The organism is Deltaproteobacteria bacterium, from assembly GCA_020845895.1.
Classification (GTDB): domain Bacteria; phylum Lernaellota; class Lernaellaia; order JACKCT01; family JACKCT01; genus JADLEX01.
The window spans coordinates 1-9,858 of record JADLEX010000014.1; the positions used below are offsets into that span (position 1 = coordinate 1).

The window sequence follows — 9,858 nt, forward strand, 5'->3', positions numbered from 1 at the left end:
GACATCGCGCTCTTTGCGATGGGCTACGCCTGCATGACCAAGGCGCGGTTCGGCGAATTCGGCCGCAGCAAGAAGGGCATGACCGGGCGGCCAGAGGACGAGAGCAAGCGCGATACGAGCCTGGGCGAGATCCCGATTGAGGATTTCCGCGATCTGTTCGTGAAGAACGTGCGCAAGATCAATGGCCTGGTATTCGATTCGGGAACGCCGTGCAAGGCGTTCTGCGGCGAGATTCGCGAGATCCTGCCGAAGCTCGACGTGGACTTGGTCTACGCCGATCCGCCCTACATCACCGAGTTCGGGGCCAACGATTACGAAGGCAAGATGCACTTCGTCGAAGGCCTCATGACCATGTGGGCGGGCAAGCAGATCCGCGACAACGCCCGCCGCGATTACGAGTCCGGCACCAAGTACAACAAGGAGACCATCGCGTCGCTGATCGGCGACGTGGTGGAGAAATCCCGCGCCAAGTCCATCCTCATGTCCTATCGGGACAAGGCGTTCCCGCGCGAGCCGGAAGTCGTCGAGATGCTCAAAAAGCGTTTCGACCAGGTCGCGGTGAAGCGCATGGACGTCCGGTACAACATCGCTCGCTACGGTCCCGAAGGCGGCGGCAAGGACGCCCAGGAACTGCTCTTCGTGGCGAGCGGCCCGCTCGCGGCGCAGGCCAATACTCACGCCAACTTCCACACCCGGATCACCGGCCAGGTCATCACCAAGTCGCTCATCGCGCAGGCGCAGACCGACGAGGGCGACAAGCGGTTCTCGTTCATCCTGACGCATGCCGGGACCAACAAGAACGGCGATCACTTCACCGAAGAGGAATGCCGGAAAGCCTACCAGTCTGTAGTGGGCACGAAGATCGACGTCGCCCACAGCCAGGATTTCCGCGACATCGTCGGCGGCGTCGTGTCCTCGGAATACGTCGAGGACGGCGAACAGAGCCGTATCGAATGCGTGGGTGAGATTTACACCGGCGTTACCGAGGCGGCGCGCCAGGCCTACGCCCTCGTCCGCAAAGGGATCATCCGGCAGGTCTCGATGGAGTGCGATTACGCCGAGGGCGAGTGCTCCATCTGCGGGAAAAAGGTCAAGAGCAAGGCCGAGTATTGCGTCCACCTCAAGAACTACAAGGGCGGCGCGTACCAGAACAAGCCGTGCTTCGAGATTCTGCACGGCGTCGTGTTCACCGGCGTGGGCCTGCTCGACAAGAAGGGCGCGGACGAGAACGCGAGGATCAAGAAGGTTGCCAGTTTTCACAAGGAGAAACTCATGGCCGACAAGAGCAAGCAGAGCAAGGGCCAGGACGAGTTCCTGGACCAGGAAGATCCGGGCGGGGAGGCTCCCGCCGAGGAGCCGTCGACGGACGGTCCGGACGCGGAACTGAAAAAGCTGCGCCTGGAGAACAAGAAATTGAAAAAGCAACTCGAGGAGGCGCAAACGCGCATCTCGGAACTGGAGACCGAGCAGGCGGCGGCCGCGCGGTGGGCCAAGGCCGAGACGGTGCTCAAGAAGTGGGAAGGCAAAGGCCGCAGCTTCGAGAACGACGAGGCGCGCACGGCGGAACTGAACCGCCTGGCCGGTCTGACCGAGGAGGCGATCCTGGCGACCGAGCAGGTCATCGATTCGCTCACCACGCCCAAGAAGGACGATCCGGCCAAGCCGCCGTTGCCCGGCGATCTGACCAAGAGGGCCGAGGCACAGGTGCGGCCCCGGATGAAGGCCGACGCGGGCGTCGATCCGCTCGTCGTGGACGACAAGAAGCCCGCGAACCTCGAGGAGAAACTGCGAACCGGATTCATGGCGGCTTACAAGGCCAACGTGAGCCAGGAGGTAGCGTGACATGGGCCACTATCTGGATGTGAAGCACGACACCGGGATTGCCTACGGCGACGGATTCGTCCAGGGCGACGCGGTGTGCGGATCGGTGATGAAGCTGGTCGGCGACGACCTGTTCGCGGTTGCCGATGACGCGACGGAACCCGCGTTCGGGATTCTGTTCCGGGACGTGAAGTCGGGCGAGATGCCGACCATCTACACCGGCGGCGGCGTGTACGAGACGGACAACTTCACCGGCACGATCCAGGCGGGCGAGCGGCTGAAGGTCCACGCCACGAATCACAACCTCACGAACGGCGCGCAGGCCGGGGACGTCATCGTGGCGCAGGCCATCTCGATGTCCGGCGGCGTGCTCAAGTTCAAGCTGTTGGTCTAAGGAGGGCACGCACATGGACCTGACCGCAATCGACGTTCATTCCCAGGAATACATGGAGGCGATGGCCGCGCTTTTGAGCGAGGCGGTCTCTTCCGAGGAAGGCCTGAAGGCGCTCGCGACCGCCATCGCCGCACCCATCGACATGGAGATCAAGCGTAAGGAAATCACTTCGCTGCTCCTGACCAAGCAGAACCTGCCCAAGGGCGAACCGGCCAAATACCAGAAGAAGCCGAAGGTGAAGGCGTACTGGATTTCCCGGAACGGCGAGGCGCAGGAATCGGTGCTGGGTGAGGACGAGGTGGAGTTCCCGATCAACCGGATTCATTCGACCCCGATGGTCGATATCTCGGTTCTCAAGCACGGCAACATCGGCACGCTCACCGACATCCAGAAAGCGGCGGCCAACGAGATCCGCAAGGAGATCGACAAGCGCACGATCACCGTGATCAGCGCCGCCGTGCCCCCGGAGAACACCGTCACGGTGACGAGCGGCGGGAAACTGACCGAGGAAGCGCTCAACGAGGCGCTGTCCATCCTCGAGGACCTGGAGCTTGCGCCTGGCACGATCATCATGCGCGGCGGGCGCTTCAACGACATGCGCTCGTGGCAGGGAATCGACCCGCAGACCAAGCTCGAACTGCGTCAGAAGGGCATCTACAAGGTGTTCGGCGGCGCGAACATCCTCACAACGGCGGCGGCCGATTTGGCCGAGGTCATCATCGTCCCGGACGAGGAGATCGGCAAATGGGCGATCCGCCAGGCGCTGACGACTGAGAGCGTCTACAAGGCGCTCAAGTTCAAGACCGGCTGGCTTGTGTGGATGGAGTGCGCGCAGGGCGTCACTCGTCCGGAAATTCTGGCGAAGGTCGTTATCCGACCGTAAGGAGGGCGCGGCCATGCCGGATATTCACAATCTGTCCAAGACGCGCCTGTCGCTGCCGCACGAGGACGGCACGGTGGTGATCCTTCCCGGCGGCAAGGTCCATGTGACCCGCGTAACGGGCGCGGTGCTGAAGGCTGTGGAAAACGGCCTTGTCGAGGTGCTGGGGGCGGTGCGTGCGAAGCTCGCGTTCCCCATCAACGACCTATTGCCTCACGAGGCGGTCGCGGCGGTGGACTCTTTGCAGGATGTCGATCTGCTGCGGTCGCTGCTCGAAGAAGCTCGGCAGAAAAAAGTGCAGGAAGCCATTCGTCGGCGGCTGAAGGTTCTGGAGGGCGGCGATGACACTGGTCAGTGAAATCCTCGCTTTGCTGCGCACCGACCTCGGCGACACGGCGGGTGAACTGCTCGGGGACAACGACGTTCTGCGGGCGCTGACGCGCTCGATCCTGGCCGTGAATCGGGACATCGGGCGCCTGTATCAGATCGCCGGGGACGATATCGCACCGGATTTGACCGGCGATGACGCTGACCTGGTGGTGCTGCGCGCCCACGCCTTCTGCTGCTCGATGCTGCGGTCGGCGGCGAGTGCGAACTTCTCGTTCGGATCGGGCGACAAGCGCGTGGACAAAACCATGCAAGCGCAGGCGTGGGGCGATCTGGAGAAGGACCTGCTGGCGCGGTACCGCGAGGCGGTTTCGCGGATCAACCCGGCGCTCGCGGACGGACTACTCGACGTGGGCAATGTGCGACCGCAGATCTTCGAGGTGGGGCGTCGCCATGCTCGTCACTGACCGCGAGAAGCGCGTGATCGAAAGCGATACAGGCGACCTCGTAAAAGCCGAGGGCACGACCTGCAAGGTCACGCGGCCCGCCGTCGCCGGGACCGGCGAATTCTACGGGCCGCGCGAGGGCGCGGAGACCGTGATCGCCGAGGCGCTGCCGGTCGAATTCCATTACGGACGACCGGACAACCTGGAGCAGGAAGGCGCGGACGCGACGGCGGATGTGGAGTTTGGAGCGGACGTGAAGGAGGGAGATTTCCTGGAGTTTGAAGGCACGCGTTACCGGGTGACCGACGTGGAGCCGCACACGCTGTACGGGGCGCGGGCCTACAAAACGCTCGTCCTCGAGCGCGAATACAAGGAATGAACCGATGCTGATCAAGCTGCGAAATATTTCGACGACCACCATCGATGTGCCGGGCCAGGGGATGGTGCTGCGGCCCGGCGCCGCGATGTGGGCCGACAATCTCACCGCCGATCTGCAGGCGGCCATCGAGGGCGGATACCTGGAAGTGATCGACCAGGTAGGCGGGCCGGGGTCCGAACTGCCGGACGGCGCGGTGACCGCCACGAAGCTGGCCGCCGGTCTGCTTGACGAATTTGCCGTCGTCTCGTGGGGAACCGTTTCCATTGTGAATCCCACGACGCGCTCGGTGCCGCTGCAACTGCTCAATCTGATCGGCCAGAACCTCGGCGCGGCGCACGTCGTGCGTGTGACCTGTGACGAACGCGCGGCTTTGTCCGTCGGTCAGGCGGGCACGGCGCTTTCCGGCGACGGCACCGACGATCTCATTGCCCGCACCGACGCCACGGGGCGCCTCGATCTGACCGTTGTCTGTGAAGAGTCCATCACCGTTTCGCTCGCCGCCGGGCCGACGCAATCGAGTCCGATGCTCGATGCCCGCACCGGTTGCGATGTTTCGTTTCAACCGTAACGACCAAGGAGAAAGACCATGCCCATTCAGGATGCCGTGAAACCCGTTCAGAAAGTGACCACCTCGGAGTTGGCGAAGGACTTCGCCGATCACCTGGCCGTCGTGACCTGGGATACGCCGGGCGCGGAGGCCGACAACAAGATCGCCGTGACGCTCAAGCTCCAGAACGCGCTGGGCGACGATCTGGCGGCCAAGGAGCGCATCCGTCTGACCTGCACCGAAGGCGCGACGATGGACATCGTCTCGGCGGGCGACGGGACCGTGCTGTCCGGCGCGGACTCGGACGACATCATCATCGAGACCGACGAGGCTACGGGTGAGTTCGACCTGGAAGTGACTTTTGCCGACGCGGGCACGGTCACCGTGGTCGGCGGCGTGACGCAGGGCTCCGGTTTCGTGAACTGCGGCGAGAGCGTCGATCTGACCTTCGCGGGCGTGTAATCGCCAAAGGGAACCATGAAGAAAGACGGCGTGATTCAGATTGACTTACCGGCGGTGGAGTCGCTCGGCGCGGCGCTGGGCGACTTCTCCGTCGCATTAGAGAAGGAACTGAAAACGGCCATGACTGACACGCTCACGACCATCGAGAAGTACGCCAAGCACCGGTGCCCGGTGGACACCGGGAATCTGCGCGCTTCGATCACGCCGGAAATCGACGGTTTCAAGGAAGGCTCGGTCGGCACGAACAGCGAGTACGCCATGCCGGTCGAATACGGATCGCGGCCCCACGACATCAAGCCGCGCGAGAAAGAGGCGCTGGCTTTCAAGGTCGGCGGAACCAAGGGCCGGTACGTCACGACGAAGAGCGGCAAGCGGCGCTACCGGAAAGGCAAGCCCGGCGAGCCGGTGGTCGTGGGGCGCGTGAAACATCCGGGCACGAAAGCGCAGCCTTTCCTGGAACCCGCGTTCATCGTCGGCGGCAAAGTCGCCCAGAAGAACGTGGACGCGGCGGTCGCGGCGGCTCTCGCCAAGGCCAAGTCGCAGATGAAGGAAACGACAGGAAATTGCGCCGCGCCATCGCCAAGTATTTGCAAGATCGGATCACCGGGCTTTCCGCCCTGGCCGTTCGGCCCGATGGCAAGGACGTCCGCTATCCGCTGGCGACCTTCACGGTGCTGGACCGCAACACGCAGGTGTTGGGGTGCGGCGCGAGCGAGTACCGGCGCAAGGACGGCGACGGCATGGTGGTCAAAAAGGGCCGCGTGCTGCCGCAGGAAACCTCACTGAGGATTGATCTGTGGGTTCCGGGAATTGCCGAAAAGAGCGCGGAAGAACGGGTGGAGGAATTGGCGGCCTCGGTGGAGGCGGCCTTCGAGGCATGGCGCTTCGATCCGAACCCGCCGCGCATCGTCGATCCGGTTTCGCACGACGATCTGAGCGTGACGGCGATCCGGCAAGTGACCACGGTCGATCTGCCGACGGATAAAACCGGCGAACCGTTTCTGGCGAGAAAAAGTCTGACCTATGCGGTGACGCATCGGCGATACCGCGAACGCGATGTGACGAGCCGTATCGAGCGCGTCCATCTCGCGTATGGAGCATGAACATGGCCAAGAAAAAGGACGTTCCCGAAAAACCGCTTCCAGTCCTGCCGGACCTGTCGAAGCTGACGATTTCAATCACCGGTAAGGCCGAGACTGCGGTGCCGGTCGATTCGCTCGCGGCCGACCTGGGCATCTCGCCGCCGGTCCTGGCAGGTTTGAAGACGGCCTTCGGTTGGACGCCGAGCACGCGGATCACGCGAAGCGAATTCGCCGGGAAGGTGAAGACCTGGCTCGGCGCATCCGCGGGCGGGAGGTAAACAATGACGACCACGAGGATCATCCCGGACGCCTATACCGAATACGAGGATGGGCATATCGGAGCGGTCGCCCCGTCGCTCGCAAACGTCGAAGCCAAAATCGGCGCGGCGATGGGCGGCCTCGCCAACCGGCTGTACGTGTTCTCCGGGCCGGACGCCAAGGCGCAAGCCAAGCTGGTCTTTCGCGGCGGCCCGCTTCTGAAATCCATCGAGGAGGCCTTCGACGCGGGCAGTTCGACGATCTACGCCTGGCGCGTCGGGCAAACCGCCAAGGCCTCTCTAGACCTTCAACGTGACAGCGGCGGAACGGGCATTCGTCTGGTCGCACGGGAGGCGGGCGACTACTGGAACCGCGTGAACGTCACCGTGGGGCAGGAGATCGCGGAACTCATTGCGAATACCTGGTATTTGAACGCGGCCGCGAACACGCTCGTGTTGCTCGACGAGGACGGCCAGCAAGAGCGCAGCGTCGACCTCTCGGCGCATTTCACGGCGGCGCGGGGATGCGCGATTCAGTTCGGCGACGATCCGGAGAACGATCATTTTCTGTCGGTCTGGGTCGGCGGAACCGACGCGGACGGCCACGAGATCCTGCGCCACTTCGACGCCGACGGCACGCTGATTCCCGAACACAACATGGACCTCTCGACCGTCATCACGGCCGAGCAGATCACGGCGATTCCCTTCGTCATGATCAACGAAGAACACGGTTCGATGATTATGGTGTCGACTCCGACGAAGCTGTACGTGCTCGACCAGATCGTCGCGCAACCCGCCGAGCCGTCTCAGACCATCGATTACGCGACGCTCGGCATGACGACCCCCGCCGTGTCCGGCGGCTCCATCAGCTTCCTCGTGCAGGGCGGTCAGCCGCAGCAACCGGACGGCATGTACGTGCTCGATCCCGGCGCGCAGAAGATTTACAAAATCGGCCCCTTCGGGCCGGGCGGTGATCCGTCGACCATCATGCGCACCATCGACATCGCGGGCATCACCAACGCGGGGCAGTCGACCGGCCTCACGCTGAACATCCTTACCGGCGACTTCCAGATGTGCCTGCGCGACGCGGACGACGCCTGGCGGATCATCCGCTTCCCGTCGTTTCCGAACGCGCCGACCGACCAGAGCATCGTCGAGACCTTCAACCTCGGTCATCCGATCCAGGACGTGTCGTTCACCATCGAGGAGATGATCTTCGACACGGTGGTGACGCTCTGGGACGCCAACCTGGACGATCCGCCGCAGCACGTCTTCCGGGCGCGGACCAACCAGGCGCTTGCGGGCCTGATCACCGGCGGCCAGAGTCTGGTCGACGCGCAGTTCGTGGCCGAGGGCGAACTCGACAATTTCGACGATCCACAGACGCTCGGCGGCGGCTCGGACGGCCTCAACCCGACGAATGGCGATTACCTCCATGCGTTGGAACTGTCCGAGGCGCGGACGGAAATCTCCTGGGTCCAGTGCGTCGGCGCGACCGGCGCGGACATCTGGAACTCGATTCTCGTGCATTGCGACCGCATGCTGGACGTGTTTTTGTCCGAGCGCTTCGCGGTCCTGGAATGCCCGACCTTCACGTCCAACAACGAGATCGGCTCCACCGGATACGTGGGCGATCTCCAGGCCTACGTCGATTCCATCGTGTCCCGCATGGCCACGGTTGCCAATAAAAACGGCGTCGTCTTCGCGGGCGGCGCGGATTTCCTGGGCAGCGACGGCGTGCGCTACACGGCGGGTTCGCTTACCTCCGCGTGCGCGGGCGTGATGGCTTCGCTCGAAGTCCAGCAGTCGCTGATCAATAAGCAGGTCCCCAATGTGCTCGCTCTCGTTCCGGAGTTCTCGCCGGGGCATGTGCAGCAACTGATTCAGGCCCGTGTCAACTGCGTGCGGCTGAAACCCGGTCGCGGATACATCATCGCCCATTCGCTTACGGCGGCCCCGCCCGCGTCGGATTACTCCCGCGTCAACGACCTGCGCGCCGTCTATTACGGCGGCAAGGCGGCCCGCGAGGCGGCGCAGCCCCTGGTGGGAGAGGAGAACGACGAGGAAGGAAACGGCTTGCGTCTGCTCGAATCCTTTATGTCTCGTCCACTGGACGTCATGGAGGACCACGGCCAGATCGACGATTACGAGATCGAGGCGGTCTCTTCCGAGAACGACCGGCTCCTCGGCGACGTGTACGTGAGCCTGGGCATCCAGCCGCTGCGAGCGATGGAGAAAATCTACACCAAGGTTTTCCTGAAGTAAGGGAGGCGTTCGATGGCCAACGAGGAATACATCAGCGGTTACGCGGGGGAGGAAATCTCGCTGCTCGTCGAGGGCATCAAGATCATGGCCCTGCAAAACTGCTCGTACAAGGAATCGCAGGACAAGGAGCCGATCTACGGCGCGGGCTTTGTGAAGGCGCACGCGATGGGACGCGGCAAGCGGAAATTCGAACTGGACTTCGAGGTCAAGGAACTGAACCAGTCCGTTGTCGAGGAGCCGACGAATGCCCCGCGCAGCAAGACCACGCAACTCAAGGTGGTCAAGATCAACGGGACCGAATACGCCTCGCTCCTGGACATCAAGAACGCGACCGTGCTGATCGTCTACCCGGCGAAAAACGGCATTCAGAAGATCAAGAAGTTCACCGGCTTCGAGTTCACCGACGTCGAAGAGGGCTTCGCCTTCGACGACTCGGCGGTGGGCAAGAAGTGCAGCGGCCTCGCCATCTGGGGCGAAGGCATGGTGTGATTTGAAAAACTGACCATAAGGGTCGTCGAGAACATCGAGCCCCGGTTTTCGCCCTCGCGGGCGGCCGGGGCTTTTTCATTACGGAGGACGAAATGGACGACAGACTGCAGGCGGCCATCGCCATTGTTCGCGCGGAATATCCCGAGGCCCGGCTCTTCCAGATCGGCATTCCCGGCGACGAGGAAATCTATCTCGCTCGCAAGTGCGCCTGGAATGAGTACAAGCGGCTCATTGGCGCGGTGAAGGACGAGGTCACCGCGAACGAAATCCTCGTCCAGAAATTCCTGGTCCACCCGAAGCTCTCCTACGAACAGATCGATCTACAGATGGACCCCGGCAAGGTCGTGATCCTGGCCCAGCAGATTCAAAAGGGCCTCGGCTTCGTGACCGACGGGGTGACCCTAAAAAACGTCTGAACCGGGCGCGGCGGGAGGTCGAGGCCTCCTGGTACCGGCAGGCTCGCGCCCATATCTGCGACCGGTTCGGATGGCGCTTCGCCGATGTGGACC

Annotated in this window: 14 protein-coding genes; all 14 read left to right on the forward strand. The window is 63.2% G+C overall.

The genetic code is table 11. The annotated features are described in order from the left end of the window. Nucleotides 1-1,842 (forward strand): DNA methyltransferase (locus tag IT350_01555; protein ID MCC6156707.1); only part of this gene is annotated, 1,842 nt, incomplete at its 5' end. Between the two features lies 1 nt (nucleotide 1,843). After that, nucleotides 1,844-2,215, forward strand: coding sequence for a hypothetical protein (locus IT350_01560; GenBank protein ID MCC6156708.1), 372 nt, complete (start codon nucleotides 1,844-1,846; stop codon nucleotides 2,213-2,215). 13 nt (nucleotides 2,216-2,228) lie between these two features. After that, nucleotides 2,229-3,098, forward strand: coding sequence for a hypothetical protein (locus IT350_01565; GenBank protein MCC6156709.1), 870 nt, complete (start codon nucleotides 2,229-2,231; stop codon nucleotides 3,096-3,098). A gap of 13 nt (nucleotides 3,099-3,111) precedes the next feature. Further along, a complete protein-coding gene (locus IT350_01570) occupies nucleotides 3,112-3,453 on the forward strand; it encodes a hypothetical protein (GenBank protein ID MCC6156710.1) in 342 nt (113 codons plus the stop codon). Then, nucleotides 3,437-3,889 carry a hypothetical protein gene (locus IT350_01575; GenBank protein ID MCC6156711.1) on the forward strand — a complete coding sequence of 151 codons (453 nt, stop codon included), beginning with the start codon at nucleotides 3,437-3,439 and terminating at the stop codon, nucleotides 3,887-3,889. The genes IT350_01570 and IT350_01575 overlap by 17 nt, the downstream gene beginning before the upstream one ends. Then, nucleotides 3,876-4,247, forward strand: coding sequence for a hypothetical protein (locus IT350_01580; protein ID MCC6156712.1), 372 nt, complete (start codon nucleotides 3,876-3,878; stop codon nucleotides 4,245-4,247). The genes IT350_01575 and IT350_01580 overlap by 14 nt, the downstream gene beginning before the upstream one ends. A 4-nt stretch (nucleotides 4,248-4,251) precedes the next feature. Next, on the forward strand, nucleotides 4,252-4,815 hold the full coding sequence (locus tag IT350_01585) for a hypothetical protein (GenBank protein ID MCC6156713.1): 564 nt from the start codon (nucleotides 4,252-4,254) through the stop codon (nucleotides 4,813-4,815). 18 nt (nucleotides 4,816-4,833) lie between these two features. Further along, a complete protein-coding gene (locus tag IT350_01590; GenBank protein ID MCC6156714.1) occupies nucleotides 4,834-5,256 on the forward strand; it encodes a hypothetical protein in 423 nt (140 codons plus the stop codon). Nucleotides 5,257-5,271: 15 nt separating this feature from the next. Next, a complete protein-coding gene (locus tag IT350_01595) occupies nucleotides 5,272-6,042 on the forward strand; it encodes an HK97 gp10 family phage protein (GenBank protein MCC6156715.1) in 771 nt (256 codons plus the stop codon). After that, nucleotides 5,997-6,359 carry a hypothetical protein gene (locus IT350_01600; GenBank protein ID MCC6156716.1) on the forward strand — a complete coding sequence of 121 codons (363 nt, stop codon included), beginning with the start codon at nucleotides 5,997-5,999 and terminating at the stop codon, nucleotides 6,357-6,359. The genes IT350_01595 and IT350_01600 overlap by 46 nt, the downstream gene beginning before the upstream one ends. 2 nt (nucleotides 6,360-6,361) lie before the next feature. After that, nucleotides 6,362-6,616: a hypothetical protein gene (locus IT350_01605; GenBank protein MCC6156717.1), complete on the forward strand. Its 255-nt coding sequence runs from the start codon at nucleotides 6,362-6,364 to the stop codon at nucleotides 6,614-6,616. A 3-nt stretch (nucleotides 6,617-6,619) separates the two neighbouring features. Next, on the forward strand, nucleotides 6,620-8,860 hold the full coding sequence (locus IT350_01610) for a phage tail sheath subtilisin-like domain-containing protein (protein MCC6156718.1): 2,241 nt from the start codon (nucleotides 6,620-6,622) through the stop codon (nucleotides 8,858-8,860). Nucleotides 8,861-8,872: 12 nt separating this feature from the next. Then, nucleotides 8,873-9,349, forward strand: coding sequence for a hypothetical protein (locus IT350_01615; protein MCC6156719.1), 477 nt, complete (start codon nucleotides 8,873-8,875; stop codon nucleotides 9,347-9,349). A 92-nt stretch (nucleotides 9,350-9,441) separates the two neighbouring features. Beyond that, a complete protein-coding gene (locus IT350_01620) occupies nucleotides 9,442-9,765 on the forward strand; it encodes a hypothetical protein (GenBank protein ID MCC6156720.1) in 324 nt (107 codons plus the stop codon). Nucleotides 9,766-9,858 lie beyond the last annotated feature (93 nt).